Raw genomic sequence first — 20,024 nt, forward strand, 5'->3', positions numbered from 1 at the left:
GTTATAATAGACATTGAATCATGTAAAAGATTATTTCACTTTTTCTTCTTCGTAGTCACCGTTGCTACAAACGACTTGTTTGCCACCGCCACGGACTTTCTTCTCAACTAAGTAATGACCACATTTAGGACAATCCCGGCCGATTGGCTTGTCCCAAGAAGTGAATTCACAGTCTGGGTAGCGATTACAGCCATAGAAGATACGATTTCGTTTGGTTTTACGCTCAATGATTTGTCCCTGATGACAGTTTGGACATTCCACCCCAATTTCTTTGACAATCGCTTGGGTATGGCGACAATCTGGGAAATTACTACAAGCATAGAACTTACCAAAACGTCCTAATTTAATCACCATCGGGCTGCCACAGACTTCACAATCAAAACCAGCTGGTTCGTCTTTGATTTGGATTTTTTCCATCTCTTCTTCAGCCTTCGCGACTTCTTTAGAGAATGGTTTGTAGAAGGCATCAATGACTTTTTGCCACTCTTCTTTTCCGAGTTCGACATCATCGAGTTTCCCTTCCATCTCCGCTGTGAAGGTCACATTGACAATATCTGGGAAAAACTCAACAATCAGTTTATTGACGATCTCCCCTAACTCTGTTGGTTCAAAGCGTTTGGCTACCAGCTTCACATAATAACGTTTTTGAATGGTCTCAATCGTCGGTGCATAGGTTGAAGGACGACCAACACCGTTCTCTTCCAAGGTCTTAATCAAAGTCGCTTCAGAATATCGAGCAGGTGGTTGGGTAAAGTGTTGCTCCGGCTTGCTATTGACTTGCTTAACGATATCGCCTTCTACCATATCCGGCAACATCTTGTTCTTATCTGAATCGTTATAAATCGCCAAATAACCATCAAACTTCACCTGGCTCCCGTTTGCCGTATACTGAACCCCATTTTGACCTAAACGGACATTCATGGTATCAAAGACAGCTGCTGTCATTTGACTAGCTACAAAGCGGTTCCAAATTAAGGTGTAGAGCTTGAGCTGGTCCTTGTCGAGGTACTTGGCAATGCTCTCAGGAGTATTGAAGACGCTGGATGGACGGATCGCTTCGTGGGCATCTTGGGCACCAGAAGCATTCTTCACACGGCTTCCATGCTTAGAGTATTTCTCACCGAAGCGATCCACGATAAAGTTCGCTGCCTCATTTTGCGCAACCGGACTAATCCGTGTAGAATCGGTACGCATATAGGTAATCAAACCTTGAACACCAGAGCCAATATTGATTCCTTCGTACAATTGCTGAGCTACCATCATGGTCTTGCGTGTACGGAAGTTGATCTTATTGGCAGCATCCATCTGCATAGAAGAGGTGGTGTATGGAAGTGGCGCATTTCGACGACGTTCTTTCTTTTCCACTTTTTCAACTGTAAAACCTTTGCCATCTAAGCGTTCAAGAACAGCTCTCACCTCTTCATTGGTGTTGAGCTTCATCTTCTTGCCATCAATCCCATAGAAGCTGGCTTGGAATTGCTTGGTCCCTTTTTTGAAGACACCATCAATGGTCCAGTATTCTTCCGGCTTAAAATCATTAATTTCATTTTCACGATCAATGATTAATTTGAGGGCAACAGATTGCACGCGTCCTGCAGAAAGTCCTTTTTTGACCTTTTTCCAAAGAATAGGCGAGATAGAATACCCTACAATCCGGTCCAAGACCCGACGTGCTTGTTGGGCATCGACCAAGTCCATATCGATTTGGCGCGGTTCTTTAAAGGCATTTTTAACGGCATCCTTGGTGATTTCGTTAAAGACCACACGGTTTTTTTCTTTGGCATCCAAGTTCAAAATATGCGCTAAATGCCAAGAAATAGCTTCTCCTTCTCGGTCCGGGTCACTTGCGAGAAAGACTTGTTTGGCTTTTTTAGCTTCTTTTTTCAAATCATTGATCAAGGGACCTTTTCCGCGAATATTGATATACTCCGGTTCATAGTTATTGTCGAAGTCAATCGACATCGTAGATTTTTTTAGATCCCGAATATGGCCAACACTAGCCATGACTTTGTAGTTACGACCAAGGTATTTTTCGATTGTTTTGGCCTTCGCAGGAGACTCCACAATCACCAAGTTTTTCTTGGTTGTACTACTTTTCTTTTTTGTTTTTGTTACCACGTTTTATCCCTCTGTATTGTATAAATCTCATTGAGTTTAATACATTTTAAGAAAGATGTCAACTAGGAACTTCTCCTATAGGAAAATCACAATTCGTATTTCAATTCATCAAGAATGTCCTGGCCTGATGTGACAAGCTTTGCGCCTTCTTGAATCAAGTGATGGCAGCCTGCAGATTTTCCATCTAAAATATTTCCTGGAATAGCAAAAACGTCTCTCCCTTCTTCCATAGCACGCTCACAAGTAATTAAACTACCTGAACGGAGTCGAGCCTCTGCCACAATCACAGCCTGACAGAGGCCTGCAATGATGCGATTTCGCTCTGGAAAATGAAACTTAAGTGGTGCCTGCCCTGGACCATACTCGCTCAAGATCAGATGGTGTTCCCCCATATGCGCCTGCAGTCTTTGATTGCTCTTAGGATAAAAGACATCCAGTCCCGTTCCAATAACTCCGATGGTTTTGCCACCATTGCGGATACTAGCATAATGCGCGGTCGCATCAATCCCCTTAGCAAGTCCGCTAACAATGACCAATTCATTCCCAAGTTCCTTAATAATCTTCTCTACAGAACGAACCCCTTCTCGCGTGGTCTCACGAGCTCCAACGACTGCAATCTTCGGTCTGGTTAACAGCTCCAAATCTCCTTGGTAAAAAAGGAGTACAGGAGGATTGTAGATCTGTAGCAATTCCTCAGGGTATTCAGAATCAAAAATGGATAGAGATGGGAACCGTTCAAACTCCTTGTGTAAATGGTCTTCATCCAGTTGCCGGTATTTGTCTACAAAATGAATGATACTGCGACAGCGAGCGATCCTTGCTATCTCTTCTAAGCTTGGTAAGACTTGGCCTTTTCTACAGTAGTCCAAAACTCTTAAGACTTGCTCATTTGATAAACCGGCTTCTTTTAATTTAAAGATTTCAAATTTCTCCATGGTCACCTTCTACTTCCTCTCACTTATTAATTCGAAAAAGAAAGGAAAAAAGCTCTATTTCTAGAACTTTTTTTGATGTATAGAAGAATAAAAGTAAGATGCGGCACCAATCAAGTTGCTTTCATTATGGAAGCGAGCCGCTTGAATGGGCAAGGCCTCAAATTGTTTATGCCCTTTTTGAGAGAGCAGGTCATGGTATTGTCGACTGATCTCATCGATCAGTAGTGGTTGACTACTAATGCCCCCGCCAATCGTCACCTTCTCAAGCAAGAGCAAAGATTGAAGATTAAAAATCAGAATAGCAATATCGTGGCAATAAGCCTGAAACAAGGATGTCAGCTCCTCATGGCCCCCTTGATCAAGAGCTTTGAAAACAGCTATACCATCTGCCTTTTCTAGGTTTAAGATGTGACGAGCTTTCTCAACAAATTGAACAGCTGAACCGGTGTTTTCCAAAAGATTGGAAATGCCTTGCAAAAAGAGTTCGCGGTGAAAGCGGCGATTTTCTGGTGTTCTTTCTGCCTTATCAATAGACCGAATGTATTCTGTCAGTTGCCATCCTCTCAATAGGTCACCATTAGAAAGAAGAGCAAGGCCAACTCCTGTCCCTAGGACCAAGGTCGCACCGCAAGGACAATTTTTTAGATTACCAAGCCTTGCTTCCGCTAGACCAGCAGCTTCTCCATCATTGAGAACAGTGACAGGTACTTGAAATGTTTGTTCTAATCTACTTGCTAGAGGAATGCCGCGCAAATATGGAATGAGACCACCTCGAAAGACAAAGCCAAGGCTCTTTTGGATCTCACCAGGGCACGAAATGGCGATTCCATCGATTTCTTCCCGCACAGGAGCAACGATTCCTTCTAATCCTTGCCAAAAGTCCTCAATCGTAGATGGTGTTGGGATCTTGTCTGTACGGATCAATTGATAGTCTGCATCCATCAGACCGTACTTTATAAAGGTCCCTCCGATATCGATGGTAAATAGCATAGCCTAATCCTCACACATTGATTTGACGGGTTCAAATGAACGCCGATGGATAGGAGTCACTCCCAGCTTGTCGAGGCCAGCAAGATGCTTAGCTGTCCCATAGCCAGCGTTCTGCGCAAAATCATAACCCGGATATTCTTTATCAAACTCTTCCATCATCTGATCCCGAGTCACCTTGGCTACGATGGATGCTGCAGCAATGGATAAGGAGTTGGCATCCCCTTTGATGATACTAGTTTGGGAAATAGGAAGATCTAACCTCATGGCATCAATCAAAAGATGCTGGGGTTGAGGCTCTAGCTGACCAATGGCCTCCATCATGGCTAGCTTCGTAGCTTCATAGATATTAACCTGGTCTATCACTTGATTATCCTTGACGCCGATTCCGATCGCAATGGCATTTTGGAGCACAGCCTCATAGATTTCCTTGTGTTTGGATTTTGGAATCTTTTTACTATCGTTGAGCCCCGGAATTTTACAAGCTTTCGGCAAGATCACGGCAGCTGCAACAACTGGACCCGCTAATGGGCCACGTCCCACTTCATCCACTCCTGCAATGAGCTCCATCCCACGAGCATAGCATTCTTTTTCATAGGCCAGCATTGCTTCCAAGCGCTCGTCTTCATCTAAACGTTTTTGGATTTCTCTTTTTCGCTTTGCGATCGCTTGGATCACACCAGATCGGCTATCCTGTTCCAATTCAGTCAATAAAGGATCGTCTAACCGCTGAATGCTTGCTAATTGCTCTTTAATTTCCTTAATGGTTGCCATCAATTTCCCCTACGCGATCCAGCGTATACCGTCCCAATTTCCCATCGCGAACATCTTTGACAAAGAGTTGGTAAAAACGGTCGTAATCTTCACGAAATCCTAATTTCTGGGTCATCTCCATAATGATTTCAGGAGCTTCTTGTTCCAGATCCATTTGTTTAAAACGTTCCTGCAAAACAGTTGGGTAGTGCTCTTTAAAATAGTTAAGGCCAAAGATGGTCACTTCATCCATTGGAAGCAACTGATCCTTGATGGCGCCTGTTAAAGCAAGCTTTAAGGCCACTTCTTCATCTTCAAACTTGGGCCAGAGAATCCCTGGAGTATCCAAGATTTCAAGATCCTTATTCGTTTTCAACCATTGTTGCCCCTTAGTCACCCCTGGTTTATTCCCAACAACAGCAATCTTTTTCCCCGCTAAGCGGTTCATCAGAGTTGATTTCCCAGCATTAGGAATCCCGATGATCATGGTCCGAAGGGTTTCAATCTGAATCCCTCGTTCCTTTTGACGGGCAATTTTATCGGCCATCAAACTCTTAGCAGCATCTGTGACCTTCTTAACCGTAGATTGCTCTTTGGAGTTAATGGCTAGGGTTTTGATCCCTTGTGATTCGAAATAGTCCTGCCATTCTTTTGTCGCCACAGGATCGGCCAAGTCTACCTTGTTTAAAATCATTAATTTAGGCTTATCACCAACAATTTTCGTTAACATAGGATTTTGGCTTGATAGTGGCAAACGAGCATCTACCAGAACCGTCACAAAATCCACAAATTTTAAATTTTCTTGTACTTGTCTTCTAGCTTTGGACATGTGTCCAGGAAACCATTGTATAGTTGCCATAATCTCACTTCCTTTCCAGTTCAATCTCTTCTATTATACCATGTTTTCTAGAATTCTCAGTGATTAATAAAAATACTAAAAAGAAGCTACCGAAGTAACTTCTATTTTATATTCTAGCGAATTTGTTCAAAATGCAAATGGACGGCGATGTGGTCTCCGTAGCCACTACGCTCCAAATCACGTTGCAAGCGATAAGAAATGTAGTGTTCTGCAATGGTAATATAACCTGCTCCCAGCAAGCGTTGTTCCACTAATGATTGGATCATACTGATGGTTGCACGTTCTACTTGGGCTTCATCCAAATCCATGGCAACTTTCTTCGTTACTTGGGCCAAGTTTTGACGCAAATCATCTGTCAAAACATAGACAACTTGCGCAGCTTTCAAAATAGCTTGGTAAATTTTATCTGGGTTGAATTCAACCACTTCTCCACTACGTTTAATGACTTCCATCGGAGTCTCCTTTATTTTAAATTTTCATGAATACTCCATTTCCTTTATAAAGAAATGAAGACCTACTACTTTATTATATAATTTTTTTACAAAGAATCAAAGGTCTTTCAAAAAATAGATTCATTGATTGGGAAGTTAAGTTATTTTTATTCAAACACATTTTCTACAATAAAATATTAGTAATCTGGTCTTAAAACTCCCGTAATAATTTCTTTGGTCGCGTGGTAATCCCCATCCACTACAACCTTGATGATGCGTTTCGCATCTTCTGCCGGTGCTGGCACCAATGGCAAACGAGTTGGCCCCGCTTCAAAGCCCATATAGTTCAAGACTGCTTTGACAGGAGCTGGGCTTGGATAAGAGAAGAGAGCATTGACTTTAGGGATAAATTGACGTTGGATGGCCGCAGCCTTTTTAATATCGTTGTGTTCAATGGCTTGGAACATCTCATGCATCTCATCTCCATTTGTATGAGAAGCCACTGAGATCACTCCATCTGCACCAAGATTCATAGCGTGGAAAGCATCTCCATCTTCCCCTGTATAGACGAGAAATTCTTCTGGCTTGTGTTCAATCAAGTAGGCCATATTAGCAAGGGTTGTACACTCTTTGACCCCAATGATATTTGGGTGTTCTGCCAAACGAAGCATGGTTTCAGGCGTCATTTCCACAACCACGCGTCCAGGAATATTGTAAATAATAATCGGAAGATTAGATGCATCCGCAATCGCTTTAAAGTGTTGATACATTCCTTCTTGGGATGGTTTGTTGTAGTAAGGGACGATAGCCAATCCTGCTGCAAAGCCACCAAAAGCATCCACTTCTTTAACGAACTCAATCGAGTCGCGAGTTTCATTGGTTCCGACACCAGCGATCAAAGGAACTCGACCATTGACAATCTTTTGAACGGCCGCAAAGAGTTGCAATTCCTCATCGTGAGTCAGAGTTGGACTTTCTGCAGTCGTTCCAGCTAAGAGAATCCCATCTGTATGATGAGCCAAGAGGTGCTCGATCAAGTCAGGAAGAGCGTCAAAATTAATGCTCCCATCTTCATGGAAGGGGGTGATAAATGCAGTGATGATTTTACAATCCTTTAAATCATTATAAGACATAGAAAAACCTTTCTCTATATAAGAAAGAGGCTGGGGCTTGCTTGCCTTTGCCTCATGATCTGTTCATAAAACAAGTTGATTCGTTAGAAAGCTGAGGAAGAAATCAAACTCTTCGAGTTGCTGATTTCTGTTTCGTGACGCAGTGGTTGATTGCTCAAAGCATTGCTTTGAGGTGGCAGATAAGACTTACGAAGTAAGTCCTTCCTTAAGTTTTAACATGCCATCAAATAACTAAAGATAACCTAATCAACTGTGCGGGGGAAAAACTACGAAATCAAACTCTTCGAGTTACTGATTTCTGTTTCGTGACACAGTGGTTGATTGCTCAAAGCAATGCTTTGAGGTGGCAGATAAGACTTACGAAGTAAGTTCTTCCTTAAGTTTTAACATGCCATCAAATAACTAAAGATAACCTAATCAACTGTGCGGGGGCACTAAATCCAAATAGCGAGGAAGAAATCAAACTCTTCGAGTTACTGATTTCTGTTTTTCTCCCTATTTCAATTCAAACTTCAATTCAGCTGTTGGACGTACGAGTCCACGTTCGTGAAGAGTTTCTGCGATTTGGACTGAGTTCCAAGCAGCTCCTTTAAGAAGGTTATCTGAAACAACCCACATGTGGATCCCTTTTTCAGCATCCAAGTCTTTACGAATCCGTCCAACGAAGGTATCGCGTGAACCGACCGCATTAACCGCTTGTGGGTAGATTTGGTGAGCAACATCGTCTTCAAGGACTGCACCTGGGAATTCTGCAATAGCAGCTTTTACTTCGTCAATTGGTGCCACTTCTTTTGTTTCAATGTAGACTGACTCTGAGTGAGCTGACAAGACTGGAATACGCACACATGTAGCTGAAACGGCAATGCTATCATCTTCCATGATTTTCTTAGTTTCGTTTGTCATCTTCATTTCTTCGTAAGTATAGTCATTTTCTGTGAAGACGTCGATTTGTGGAAGAGCGTTGAAAGCAATTGGGTAGTGTTTTTTATCACCACCACATGGCAAGATTTCTGCTTTGACATCGCGTGGGTTGACCCCGTCGTTCAAGACTTCCTTCAACTCACGTTGGGTTTCAAGAATAGCTCCCATACCGGCACCTGAAACAGCTTGGTAAGTTGACACGATGATACGGTCCAAGCCCCATTTTTGACGAACTGGCTCAAGAGCGACCATCATTTGAATGGTTGAACAGTTTGGACAAGAGATAATGCCGTTATGAGCATCAAGCGCGTGTGCATTCACTTCAGGAACAACCAATGGGACATCCGGATTTTGACGGAAATAAGAAGTGTTATCAACCACTACTGCGCCTGCTTTCACTGCATAAGGTGCATATTTGGCAGATGTTGAACCACCAGCTGAGAACAGAGCAATATCAACCCCTTCAAAAGCATCTTCAGTCGTTTCCTCAATGGTTACATCTTGCCCTTTAAATTGCAAGACTTTTCCTGCAGAACGTGCAGACGCAAGGTAGCGAATCTTATCGATTGGAAGAGTTGATTCTTCCAACATTTTGATCATTTGAGCACCAACGGCACCTGTAGCACCGACAACAGCAACTGTGTATCCCATAGTAAATCCTCTTTCAAAATTTTCTAAAAATTGAGTATTTGTACTATTATACAATTTTTTGGCATAAATGAAAAGTACCAACAGAAGGAAAAAATCCTGATTCTAAGACCAGGATTTTTAATGGTTATTTATAATAAATAGCTCTTTAGTTCAGGTCATAGTTCAAGTCACTTAAATCTTTCTTACCTTGTGTTTCTTCAGCAAGAAATGGAACTTGATGGATCCCCTTTACACCTGCTACGATAGACGCTGGAAATGAAACAATTTCTTGATTGATGTAGCTGACATTACTGTTGACAATTCGCTTCGCTGCAGCAAGATCTTCATTTTCGTCAGCAATTTCCTTTTGCAAGGTCAAGAATTGGTTAGAAGACAAGAGCTCTGGATAGTTTTCACCGACTGCACGAATTTGTGCCAAGACATCATTTTGATTGGTAATAACTTGGTTGGATTCTTGGATAGATGCTCCTTGACGTAAAGCAACTAAATCAGTGAAAATCTGTTGTTCATGTTTGGCATAGGCTTTGGCTACTTTTAGCATTTCCGAAATGGTATCATAGCGTTTTACGAGGACGATATCAACGGTTCTCTTTGATTCTTCAATGGTTACTAGATAGCGATTGAGGCGATTTCCTACACTAATAAACCAAATGGCCAATAGGGCAACAAATATGATTAAGCCGATAATGAGATTCATGATGCTTCTCCTTCAAAAATTGCTGTTATTTCTTTAATTAGAGCCAGTTCTCTGCATAATTTATGATATTCAGACACCAAAGATAGTTGATCAATATCTTCCGGTTTTTGAGGAGTTGGAAAGATATAGCGATCGGTATACAAAGAAATAAATAGTTTCTTGTCTTTCAAAAATACACACATGGCATTTTGAGAAATTTGTCGATCAAACCATTCCAGCATCTTAGGGGTGAGAAATTTACGGGCAGACAGTTCATCCGTACAGTAGATATTGTAATTCTCGTTATTGCGAATATCCTCGGTTTCAATCTGAACTTCATTTCCTCTGGCTCCAGGATAAACCCCATTCACCTCCCTCTTAAAAAGAAAGGATTTCTTGGTTGGCACAACCCGAAGATGACCGGAGAAATTGATCGGTAGACATAAAGAGAACACTTGTCCAAGAAAATCTGTAACTTCCACATGTTCCGTCCTCGTATGTCCATTAGATGTCCGGTAACGAGTCTCCGTATGATGGGCATAGAGATTTGACACCGTTAGCTCTTTGTCATCATGAAACGATAGTTCTTGAAACATAGAAAATCAGTCGACCGAGGACATAAATGCGAGAGAGCTTCAGAAGGGATGGAACCGTCCTCTTTGATCGAAGCCTTAGGAAAAACTTCCTTTAATACAGGCGACAGGATATCATCAAGATAGATCTCATCGTTCGAACGAATTCGATCCCCAAACAAGGCTTTTCGTTTTTTATATTGCGGCCAATAATACAAACCAACAACTAAAAGGATCAAAGGAATAGCTGCAAAACGCAATAAAATGAGAGACAGTATGGCGCAGATAATACCAAAAGATCGCAAAACATTCCACTGAAGATTGTTCTTCATCTGTTCTCGGATCAATCCGATAGCCTCCTGAAATTGTTTGGAGTTTTCAAGCTCTTCAATTTTTTGCGAATAGTCTGTAGATGCTGAATCATTAGAATGATAGAAATCTCCCAATCAACTCCACTCCTTTCTGACCTAGGCACTTTACTATATTATAACACCAACATAACTTTGTAGCAACTGTATTATAATAGTTTTGGTCCTTTGAAGGTACAAAAAAATCCTGATCCGAAGACCAGGATTTGAGGCACCTTTCGGTGAGAACAGCCGGTTCACACAACTGTTCAAGGTCCGCTCCTGCGTTACAATTGAATGTAGACCTCCTCAGCGCAAAAGGCTCCTAAGAGCCAATCGACTCATCGCATGAAACTAGTTTACCATGAACATCCACAAACTGTCAAGAAGGTAGGTACTTGCTTCCTTCTCGAATACTCAAAGGAGATAACTGCTCTCGATAGCGGTCGATAAAGGCCCCTACCCAATCCGGATTAACCTTGGAATAATTGCGTAAACTCCAGCCGATTGCCTTATTTATAAAGAACTCGCTTTGACCTAGATTATTGAGGATCACTTTTTCTAACAAATCCGTATCTGTTTTTTCTTTCCTCATAAGCTGGTGATCAATGGCAATCCGCCTCAACCAAAAGTCCTGATCCTTACTCCAATCCAGCATAACCTGCTTGGTTTCTGGATAGTGAAAAGTAATCTCTCCGATGATAAGGTCCAATTGATCTATACTGTCCCACCATGATTTGGTTTGAGCCAATTCCTTTAGCTTTGGAAAATCTTCAGGTCTAAGCTCCTTCTTCTTTTTATCCAGATAATCCATAGCAATATATTGGAACTCACGGTAGGGTTGCTGCCAACACTCTTCCACAAAAGCCCAATCAATTGGATCCTTTATGAAAGGCTTAAAAAAATCTCTTTCAATCTTTTTGAGAATTGGTTTTTGAACGCCAAGAAAGCTGAATTTATTTTTCATATAAGCTTCCATTGCTGGGACTTTCGCTGGATCAGCTTGGTCTTCTAACAATTTCAAAAGAATCTTTGTATCCATATGATTCCTCCTTTTTTACATCAAAGGTCCAATCAGAGAAAAGAGATAACCACCTAGACGATGAGCCATAGGCATTTTTGACAAACTTTCCAGAGTAACTTCCTCTGAGAGAGCCTGGGTTTTCTCAAAATCTTCTTCAATTTTAAGCACTTCCAGATTATTGTAGAGATAAACCCCATCTTCGAAATTTTGATAGAGACTTCGGTAGTCTGTATTAATGGTTCCTACCACAGCTTGTTGGCTATCAGAAACATATACCTTAGCATGGACAAAGCCTGGGGTATAACGGAAAATACGGACGCCAGCATCCAAGAGCACTTTAAAATAGGTCGTCGCAATATCAAAGGCATACTGTTTATCTGGAATCCCTGGCATAATGATCCAAACTTCTACTCCTCGTTTGGCCGCGAAAGTCATAGCTCTAATCAATTCGTCATCCAAGATCAGATACGGCGTCATGATGTGAACATAATCGGTCGATGTATTCAGTAAATGAAGATAAACATCCTCAGCCACCTTATGATAAGTCAACGGTGAATTGCCATAAGGGAGTACAAAGCCCTGACTCTTTCTTTGTTGAGGTTTTTCTTGTAGATAGTGCTCCATATCCGTTTTATCCTCTATTCCAGTCACTGTCCACATGGTCAAAAAGAGAGCTTTCAGTGTTTGAACTGCTGAACCATCTAAGCGAAGGGCCGTGTCCTTCCAAAGACCAAAGCGTTCTCGTTTATTGACATACTCATCAGCAATATTAACGCCACCAGTGTAAGCAACTTGACCATCAATCACTGTAATCTTTCGATGGTCTCGGTAATTGTAATAGGTTGATAGAATGGGCTTGACTGGTGAGAAGGCCTGAGCTTTAATACCAACCTTGTGCAAGCGCTCAATATAATCATAGGACAAGGTAGTCATCTCATTCATTCCATCAAACATGACACGAACGTCCAGACCTGCCTTGGCCTTCTCCTCCAAAATGGCTAAAATCTCACCCCACATGATCCCTTCGTCAATGATGAAATATTCCATGAAGATAGAACGCTCCGCCTTTTTCAAATCCTCTAATAAGGCTGGTAGCATGTCATCTCCAAGTGGAAAATAGGTAACCTCTGTGTCTCTGTAGATAGGGAACTGTGCTGGACTATGCTCCAAAAAATTAGCTAATTTCTGTAATTGGCGATCACTTTGGGATAAATAATCAGCAACTTCTGGATCGGTGCTTAAATGGTTGGATGCCTGCACTGTAGCATCCTCAAGCCGTTTCTTCAAGCGTCTTACACCTAAATCAGCTAACGAAAAATAGAGCAGAGCCGTCCCAAAAATTGGAAAGAGGGCAATGATAATTATCCAGGACAGTTTGGAACGAGAATCCATGGAACGATTGAGCAAGTAAAAGAAGGTAAAGACACTCAACAAGTGTTCCCATAAGATAATGGATGGGAAATGCTCTTGTAGGCTGAGATATGAATAGACAAGAAAGGCCAATTCCAGTAAGAAGAACAGGAGGATGGGAACCTTTCGGTTAAGTAGAATTTTGGCCCATCTGGAGGGCTTTTGAGGTAACAGCCTAGCACTTTGTTCTTGAGTCATATAGGCTCCTTTCATGTAGGGGAGACCATCACAACTTTCCGGTCTCTTTCAGTAATTTTATTAGTATCATTTTAGCCTATGAAAAAGTCAGGGATAATTAGCTATTGCAATTTACAAATGTCGTGATTTCTACCGTATTTTCCTAACAGGACCGTCTATGGTCTTTTGCATCCAGACGATATCATGCCATTTGTTAAACTTATAGCCAATCTTTGGGAAATGAGCGACTTGGACATAGCCCCGCTTTTCATGCATGGAAATGCTCGCTTCATTTGGAACTGCGATACAAGCCAGAAAGCGTAAGTAGCCTCGTGCTTGTAACTCCTCTTCTAAGGCCGTATAAAGGGCCGATCCAATCCCTTGTCCATGCGCCTCTTTGGCTACATAAATAGACAATTCAGTGGTCCAATCATAGGCAGCGCGTGCATAATAAGTCGAAGCATAGGCATACCCCACAACTTTCCCATCAACTTCTGCGACCAAATAAGGAAATTGGGTCAGCGTTTTTGTGATGCGGCTTTCAAACTCCTGGACAGTCGGCACATCGACCTCAAAGGTAATGGCTGTCTCTGTTACATAAGGTTGGTAAATCGCTCGGATAGCTGCTGCATCGCTAAGCTGAACGGGTCGAATCATCATGGTGGCCTCCTAATTAGATTATACCTAGTATACCGATAAGCCTTCTCACTGTCAATGAAAGGAGGCAATGATCTAATAGTTTCATTTTTTGCAAAAGGATTTATATAGAAAAGAGGTTGAGAAATCCAGTCTCAACCTCTTTAGCTTATTCCGCTTTTTTATTTGAAAATTGGCTATTGTAGAGCTCATAGTATAATCCTTTATCTGCTAACAAGGATTGGTGGTTTCCTTGCTCGATGATTTGGCCATCTTTGAGGACAAGGATTTTATCTGCTTCTTGAATGGTAGACAAGCGGTGAGCAATGACAAAGCTAGTCCGCCCTTTCATCAAATTCTTCATCGCTTTTTGAATCAAGAGCTCTAAACGCGTATCGACAGAAGACGTCGCTTCATCCAAAATCAAGATTTTAGGATCCGCTAGGAGCGCACGCGCAATAGTTAGAAGTTGCTTTTGCCCAAGAGAAATATTGCTAGACTCCTGGTTCATTTCCATATTGTAACCACCAGGAAGCGTCCTGATAAAGTGATCGACATTGGCTGCCTTTGCAGCTTCAACAATTTCTTCATCCGTTGCTTCGAGATTACCAAAGCGAAGGTTTTCTTTGATGGTTCCTTCATATAACCAAGCATCCTGAAGCACCATTCCGAATTGTTTGCGGTAATCTTGGCGAGATAGATGACGAATATCATGACCATCGACTGTAATTGATCCTGCAGTCACATCGTAAAAGCGCATCAGCAAATTAATCAGGGTTGTTTTCCCTGCTCCAGTCGGTCCGACAATGGCCACCATTTCACCTGGTTTGACTTCTAGGTTGAAATCACGAATCAATGGTTTGTCTGCTACATATTGGAAATCAACGTTTTTAAAGCTAACCTGACCTGTCAAATCTCCAGAGAGGATTTCTGTCACATCTGCTACTTCATCTGGTTCATCCATGACTTGGAAAATCCGGTCTAGAGACGATTTGGCACTTTGTAGCTGTCCTGCCAATTGGGTCAAGTTTTGAATGGGTTGGTTAATCTGCCAAACATATTGAACGAAGGCCTGCATATTCCCGACAGTCAAACGTCCTTCTAACACTTGCAAACCACCCATCAAAGCGATAATAAGGTAAGTCAAATCAGAAATTCCATTTAAAATCGGCATCATTAAGCCAGAAATGAAATTAGCCTTGAATCCTACTTTTTGAAGGTGATGGGTAATATCGTGAAACTCTTCTTGGGAAGATTTTTCCCGGACGTAGAGCTTAAGGACATTAAAGCCTGTTAAATTCTCTTGCACAAAGCCGTTCATTGCCCCCAAAACATCTGCCTGCTCTTTAAAGTAAGGCTGAGATTTTTTCATGATAAATCGAGCACTGAAATAAGTGATCGGAATGGACAAGATCACCACCATCCCCAATTGGATATTTAAGTACAAAACCATGCTGATGACAAAAAGCAAGGTAAAGATGGCATTAACGATTTGTAAGAAGGACTGTTGCAAGGCATTCGAGACTGTTTCGACATCGCTAGTAAAACGTCCTAACAAATCACCAAACTGATGCCGGTCAAAATAGGAAACCGGAATGTGATTGATTTTATGAGACAAATCATTTCGCATGTCCTGAACGGTCTTTTGAACAGCATTGGTCATAAAATAGTTGGAATAATAAGATCCCAACTCATAGAGGACCCCACGGAATAGATAGAGCGTCATAATGATAGCGATATAGGAGGTATTCAGACTTGCTCCCGAAAGGCCTTTTGCCATATCCATGAGATTTTTTGTTAACTCCGTAATAGCAAGCCCCAAAACAAAGGGTTCGACAACACTCATGACGACACTCAGGATTTTTAAGAAAATGGACAAGCAAACTTCCAAGCGATAGGCTCTCAAGTAAGTCCATAGTCTACTAAAACTGTTTTGTTCTTGTTTCATCTGCTTCTCCTTTCTATTCTTCTGTCAATGATGGACTATCGAGCTGCGAATTAGCGATCTCACGATAGATCTCATTACTTTCCATCAATTCATCGTGGGTTCCTCTACCAACGATCTCTCCATGGTCCAAAACAATAATTTGATCCGCATCCATAATGGTTCCCACACGTTGCGCTACAATCAAGACAGTCGCATCTCCTGTGACTTCTTTGAGACGCTTCCGCAAAGTAGCATCCGTCTTGTAGTCCAAGGCAGAGAAGGAATCATCAAAAATAAAGACATCTGGATCTTTGACAACAGCACGAGCAATGGACAAGCGTTGTTTTTGACCACCTGAAAGGTTACTTCCGCCTTCTGCCAAATGCGTATCAAAGCCTTCCTCGCGACTGTCAATAAATTCCTTAGCTTGGGAAATATCTGCTGCTTGTTCTAGCTCTTGTACAGATGCGTCTTCTTTCCCATAACGAAGGTTTTCAGCAATGGTTCCAGTAAAGAGTAAGGCCTTTTGCGGAATAAAACCGATCTTTTGGCGAAGGGCCTTGAGATTGTAGTCACGTACATCCACGCCGTCGACCAAAATCTTTCCAAGTGTTACATCATAGAATCGAGGAATCAACTGCACAAGTGAAGATTTCCCAGAACCTGTCGATCCGATAAAGGCGATCGTTTCGCCAGGTTTGGCCTGAAAGGAAATGTTGTGAAGAACTGGACTCTCCGTCTCACCTGGATAAGCAAAGGTGACATTGTCAAATTCCAAATAGCCACGAGATGCTGTCTCTGTTACACCATTCTCATTCGGATCAATCGAAATGGGCATGTCCATGATTTCCTTGAGACGACGGCTAGAAACCGCAGTACGAGGATACATGGTAAAGAGATTGGCTAAAAAGAGGAAAGACAAGAGCGCGTGGAAGCTATACTCAATAAAGGCAACCAGATCCCCAATTTTCAAACTACCGTCATGAAGAGGATCCAAAGCAAACCAGACAATCGCCACAATCATAGCAATGATGATCTGCACAAATAGGGGTTCTGTCAAACCAGTTAGTTTGAACAATTTATTCGAGTTTTCTGCGTAGACTTCATTTTCAGCCGCAAATTTCTCTTCCTGGAATTCTTCACGGGCAAAGGCACGAATCACACGAAGTCCTGTCAAATTTTCACGTGCAAACTGGTTGAGATGGTCGAGGGTCTTTTGTTGTTTCTCAGAAAGAGGACGTGTCTTAACTGCTACATACCAGACGACGACAGCAAGAAATGGTACAGAAACCGCTACAATCCACGCTAAAGAAGGACTAGTTGTCAGAATCAAGAGAACACTGGAAACCATCATCAAGGGTGTGATGACCCCCATCTTCAACATAGAATCCGCAAACTGCATCAAAACAAAGGCATCCGAAGTCAAGCGAGTGACCAATGACGATACTCCGATTTGCTCATACTCGCGATGCGAGTACTCCTGTAACTTGGCATAGAGGTCATTGCGCATATCGCGGACCATGGTGGTCGTTAGCTGGCCAACCGCGTAAGACAGGATAATCCGCCCCACAATCCCAAGCAAAATAATGGCAAACATGACCCAGCCCCAGAAATACAGCCGATTCACATCACGCGGGTTAATCCCCTCATCAATCATGCGAGCTAGAATCGTTGGCAAGCCCAAATTGACAATAACAAACAGGACCGCCGAAAATAGATTCAGGGCTAGCCACTTGGGATACTTTTTCAAGTAAGACCAAATATATAGCATAGATGTTTCTCCTTTTCCATAAATAATTTCCTTGATCACACAGAAAAGAGGGAGCGAGACGAAATCATTTTCAAAGAAAATCATTCCTGCCCCAGTCCCATCTGTAGTCTCATTCATTATATCAAACCAGTCATAAAAGTAAAGCAAAAGAGCAGGTTTCCCCGCTCTTCACTTGCATTATTTTGTGCGTTTGAGTTTAGCATTTTTAAGAATCATAAGATCCCCTTGGTTGCTATTACTTAACTTAGAAAGATCAAATGTCAAATAGTCACCATCGACCTTGTATGTAATCTTTTCTCCACTACCATCTTTTGACGCGATTGTTTTCTCTTTTTGATTGATTTTGACATCATAAGATCGCTCATTCTTTTGACCAGCGACTTCACCCGCGATGCTGAGGGTTCCTTTAGAATCTTTGATCTTAATAGAAACTTCAAAATTAATAACGTCTCCAATAGACTCTAATTGACTACCCGATAAGCCTTGCTCCTCAAGAATTTTCTTGAGTTCAGTTTTTGATGGTTTGTAGACATAAGTCCCGTTATCACTTTTGGCACCACAAGCCACCAAGAGGACTGCTGCAAAAACTGCAACGAAAGTTAAAAGAATACGTTTAATATTTTTCATAATCAATCTCCTAATGTACTTTCTAATCATATTTTACCATTATTTTAATACCGATTCAAGATGTTTTAAAGAAGAAAAAAGAGCAGATCCCCTCTGCTCTTCTCTTACATTATTTTGTACGTTTGAATTTAGCGTTTTTGAACATTTCCAAAGTGGCTTCATGACCTGAACTCTTCTCACCAGATAAATCAAAAGTGAATACATCTCCAGATACTTTGTATTTAACCTTTTCGCCTTTCCCATTTTCAGATTGAAGGGTTTTAGATTTTTGATCAACTTTCATATCAAATGATTGGTCTGTCTTTTGTCCCATCATTTCACCTTTAATTTTAAGGCTACCTTTGTCGTCTTTGATGGTTACTGAAACTTCCAATTTAACATTGTCGATCAATGCATCAACACTTGAACTTGGAGCACCTTGTTCTTCAAGGATTTCCTTCACTTCAGATTTTGCAGGTTTGTAGACATAAGTCCCGTTGTCACTTTTGGCACCACATGCCACCAAGAGGACTGCTGCAAAAACTGCAACGAAAGCTAAAAGAATACGTTTAAAGTTTTTCATAATTTCTCCTTTATTAGATAGGTTAAACCTATTATAGCAACAATTCAGGTACACGGCAATGAAAGTTTATAAATGTCATATTCTTGTAATATTTCTTTCATAAACAAAGAAAAATAAAAAGGCAGGATGTAAATCCCGCCCTGATGGATTATTTAACTTTTTTGAATTTAGCAACTTTCATGTAATTGCTGAAAAAATCATTATCGCTAACGACAGAGTTTTTAACTTTCTTTATCGTCAATACATCATTAGAAATTTCATAAGAAAGCTCTACTTTCATGCCTTGTTCTTCATATTTCATAGTTTTTGCCTTTTGGTCGACTTTATACTCATACTTACTTTCTTTTTTATTACCAGCAAATTCAGTTTCACTCTTGTATTCAGCCTTATCCCCCTGAATAGCAATCGAAATTTTTACATTGACATCACCAGCCAATCCCTGAAGCTCTTCTGGAAGCATTTTATTAGCCTCTTCTTTGCTTGGCTCAAAAACATAAGTTCCATTATCACTTTTGGCGCCACAAGCTACAAGAAGGACTGCTGCAAAGACAGCTACAAGCGCTAATATAAGACGTTTAAAATTTTTCATCATCTTCTCCTTTTTAGTTAGATTAAACCTATTATAACAACAATTCAGACTCACGGCAATGAAATATTACAAATGTAATACTCTTGTAGTATATTTATCTAATCAATATAAAGTGAGGGTAGTGTAAAATAAGTTGTGTAAACACAAAAAAGAATAAATCCGTTATAGTAGAGTTGCAACAGATTACTAGAAAGAGATTTATTCCTATGACTCAGTTTACCACAGACTTGCTTAACTTCCTAGCCCAAAAGCAAAATATTGATGAATTTTTCCGTACTTCTCTTGAAACAGCTTTGAATGATCTGCTTCAAGCAGAGTTATCAGCCTTACGAAAAAGTAGGCTATAATTCTGGCAATAGTCGAAACGGAACCTATTCACGGAAATTTGAAACCAAATATGGGACTGTTCAGTTAACTATTCCAAGAGATTGTAATGGGAACTTTAGTCCAGCTTTGATCCCCTCCTATGGACGCGAGATGACCACTTGGAAGAGATGGTTATCAAACTCTATCAAACTGGCGTAACGACTCGAGAAATTAGTGATATTATCGAGCGAATGTATGGTCATTACTATAGTTCTGCCACAATTTCTAATATCTCAAAAGCAACCTAGGAGAATGTCGCTGCTTTTCATGAGCGAAGTTTAGAAGCCAATTACTCTGTTTTATTTCTTGACGGAACCTATCTTCCATTAAGACGTGGAATCGTTAGTAAAGAATGTATTCATATCGTACTTGGCATGACACCAGAAGGACAGAAGGTTGTTCTTGGATATGAAATCGCCCCAAATGAAAACAATGCTTCTTGGTCCATCCTGTTAGACAAGCTTCAAAATCAAGGAATCTAACAGGTTTCTCTTGTAGTGAGCGATGGCTTTAAGAGGCTTGAGCAGATTATCAGTCAGGCTTACCCATCGC

The 20,024-nt window shown here is 41.2% G+C and carries 17 protein-coding genes and 2 pseudogenes; 1 reads left to right on the forward strand and 18 read right to left on the reverse strand.

The genetic code is table 11. The features are described from left to right. Window positions 1-30 precede the first annotated feature (30 nt). From topA to PCY07_RS01565, 18 genes and pseudogenes are all read right to left on the reverse strand, one after another. On the reverse strand, window positions 31-2,118 hold the full coding sequence (gene topA, locus PCY07_RS01475) for a type I DNA topoisomerase (RefSeq protein WP_301355067.1): 2,088 nt from the start codon (window positions 2,116-2,118) through the stop codon (window positions 31-33). Between the two features lie 86 nt (window positions 2,119-2,204). Next, complete coding sequence (gene dprA, locus PCY07_RS01480) at window positions 2,205-3,053, reverse strand: DNA-processing protein DprA (protein ID WP_195311533.1); 849 nt, start codon at window positions 3,051-3,053, stop codon at window positions 2,205-2,207. 60 nt (window positions 3,054-3,113) lie between these two features. Continuing rightward, window positions 3,114-4,043, reverse strand: coding sequence for an ROK family protein (locus PCY07_RS01485; RefSeq protein WP_301355066.1), 930 nt, complete (start codon window positions 4,041-4,043; stop codon window positions 3,114-3,116). A gap of 3 nt (window positions 4,044-4,046) precedes the next feature. Further along, on the reverse strand, window positions 4,047-4,814 hold the full coding sequence (locus tag PCY07_RS01490; protein WP_301355065.1) for a ribonuclease HII: 768 nt from the start codon (window positions 4,812-4,814) through the stop codon (window positions 4,047-4,049). Then, entirely contained in the window at window positions 4,801-5,652 is an 852-nt protein-coding gene (gene ylqF, locus PCY07_RS01495; RefSeq protein WP_041818199.1) for a ribosome biogenesis GTPase YlqF, read from the reverse strand. The genes PCY07_RS01490 and ylqF overlap by 14 nt, the downstream gene beginning before the upstream one ends. A gap of 113 nt (window positions 5,653-5,765) precedes the next feature. Then, window positions 5,766-6,104, reverse strand: coding sequence for an ATP cone domain-containing protein (locus PCY07_RS01500; RefSeq protein ID WP_003001449.1), 339 nt, complete (start codon window positions 6,102-6,104; stop codon window positions 5,766-5,768). Between the two features lie 176 nt (window positions 6,105-6,280). Beyond that, window positions 6,281-7,216 carry a 4-hydroxy-tetrahydrodipicolinate synthase gene (gene dapA / locus PCY07_RS01505; RefSeq protein WP_061604217.1) on the reverse strand — a complete coding sequence of 312 codons (936 nt, stop codon included), beginning with the start codon at window positions 7,214-7,216 and terminating at the stop codon, window positions 6,281-6,283. Between the two features lie 495 nt (window positions 7,217-7,711). Continuing rightward, window positions 7,712-8,788 carry an aspartate-semialdehyde dehydrogenase gene (locus PCY07_RS01510; protein ID WP_049473189.1) on the reverse strand — a complete coding sequence of 359 codons (1,077 nt, stop codon included), beginning with the start codon at window positions 8,786-8,788 and terminating at the stop codon, window positions 7,712-7,714. A gap of 145 nt (window positions 8,789-8,933) precedes the next feature. Further along, window positions 8,934-9,485, reverse strand: coding sequence for a LemA family protein (locus PCY07_RS01515; protein WP_301355064.1), 552 nt, complete (start codon window positions 9,483-9,485; stop codon window positions 8,934-8,936). Further along, window positions 9,482-10,482, reverse strand: a pseudogene (locus tag PCY07_RS10430) (DUF3137 domain-containing protein). The gene PCY07_RS01515 and the pseudogene PCY07_RS10430 overlap by 4 nt, the downstream one beginning before the upstream one ends. A 283-nt stretch (window positions 10,483-10,765) precedes the next feature. Further along, a complete protein-coding gene (locus tag PCY07_RS01530) occupies window positions 10,766-11,425 on the reverse strand; it encodes a DNA alkylation repair protein (protein WP_301355061.1) in 660 nt (219 codons plus the stop codon). Between the two features lie 15 nt (window positions 11,426-11,440). Beyond that, on the reverse strand, window positions 11,441-13,015 hold the full coding sequence (gene cls / locus PCY07_RS01535; RefSeq protein ID WP_301355060.1) for a cardiolipin synthase: 1,575 nt from the start codon (window positions 13,013-13,015) through the stop codon (window positions 11,441-11,443). 129 nt (window positions 13,016-13,144) lie between these two features. Continuing rightward, window positions 13,145-13,654: a GNAT family N-acetyltransferase gene (locus PCY07_RS01540; protein ID WP_301355059.1), complete on the reverse strand. Its 510-nt coding sequence runs from the start codon at window positions 13,652-13,654 to the stop codon at window positions 13,145-13,147. A 145-nt stretch (window positions 13,655-13,799) separates the two neighbouring features. After that, entirely contained in the window at window positions 13,800-15,578 is a 1,779-nt protein-coding gene (locus PCY07_RS01545; RefSeq protein ID WP_301355058.1) for an ABC transporter ATP-binding protein, read from the reverse strand. A 13-nt stretch (window positions 15,579-15,591) separates the two neighbouring features. Next, window positions 15,592-17,328, reverse strand: coding sequence for an ABC transporter ATP-binding protein (locus tag PCY07_RS01550; RefSeq protein ID WP_061604219.1), 1,737 nt, complete (start codon window positions 17,326-17,328; stop codon window positions 15,592-15,594). Between the two features lie 177 nt (window positions 17,329-17,505). After that, window positions 17,506-17,955 (reverse strand): hypothetical protein, encoded by a 450-nt coding sequence (locus PCY07_RS01555; RefSeq protein ID WP_301355057.1) that lies wholly within the window; start codon window positions 17,953-17,955, stop codon window positions 17,506-17,508. 109 nt (window positions 17,956-18,064) lie between these two features. After that, window positions 18,065-18,517, reverse strand: coding sequence for a hypothetical protein (locus tag PCY07_RS01560; RefSeq protein WP_003015010.1), 453 nt, complete (start codon window positions 18,515-18,517; stop codon window positions 18,065-18,067). A gap of 148 nt (window positions 18,518-18,665) precedes the next feature. Further along, the gene (locus PCY07_RS01565; protein ID WP_301355056.1) at window positions 18,666-19,106 is read right to left on the reverse strand and encodes a hypothetical protein; all 441 of its coding nucleotides are present in this window, start codon (window positions 19,104-19,106) and stop codon (window positions 18,666-18,668) included. A gap of 206 nt (window positions 19,107-19,312) precedes the next feature. Here PCY07_RS01565 and PCY07_RS01570 point away from each other — a divergent pair. Further along, window positions 19,313-20,020: pseudogene (locus PCY07_RS01570) on the forward strand (IS256 family transposase); the annotation flags it as partial. Between the last annotated feature and the right edge of the window lie 4 nt (window positions 20,021-20,024).

The organism is Streptococcus sp. SP1 (assembly GCF_030440005.1).
Lineage (GTDB): Bacteria > Bacillota > Bacilli > Lactobacillales > Streptococcaceae > Streptococcus > Streptococcus parasanguinis.